A 430-nucleotide genomic window follows, 5' to 3' on the forward strand; every position below is an offset into this window, starting at 1 on the left:
CGCCGGGCATGGGCGGTTCGCAGCGCCTCACCCGCGCGATCGGCAAGGCCAAGGCGATGGAGATGTGCCTGACCGGCCGGACGATGGGAGCGGAGGAAGCGGAGCGCTCCGGCCTCGTCGCGCGCGTGGTGCCGGCGGAGAGCCTGCTCGAAGAGGCGCTCAGGACGGCGGAGACGATCGCTGCCATGGCCCCGCTCGCGGCCATCGCCTGCAAGGAGATGGTGAACGCCGCCTTCGAGACCGGCCTGGCGCAGGGCATCCTGTTCGAGCGGCGGCTGTTCCACGGCCTGTTCGGCACCGAGGACCAGAAGGAAGGCATGAGCGCCTTCGTCGCCAAGCGGAAGGCGGAGTGGCGGGGCAGGTAGGTTGTCCCTTCTCCCCTGGGGGAGAAGGCGTGGAGGAGAGGCGTAACGATGACAGGCATCGCATT

Annotated in this window: 1 protein-coding gene; it reads left to right on the forward strand. The window is 69.5% G+C overall.

All coding sequences use genetic code 11. The features are described 5' to 3' along the window. The coding region (locus tag AC2JF9_RS09575) for an enoyl-CoA hydratase-related protein (RefSeq protein WP_500727320.1) at window positions 1-365 on the forward strand (365 nt) is incomplete at its 5' end. Between the last annotated feature and the right edge of the window lie 65 nt (window positions 366-430).

The organism is Lactobacillus sp. C449L (genome assembly GCF_059900815.1).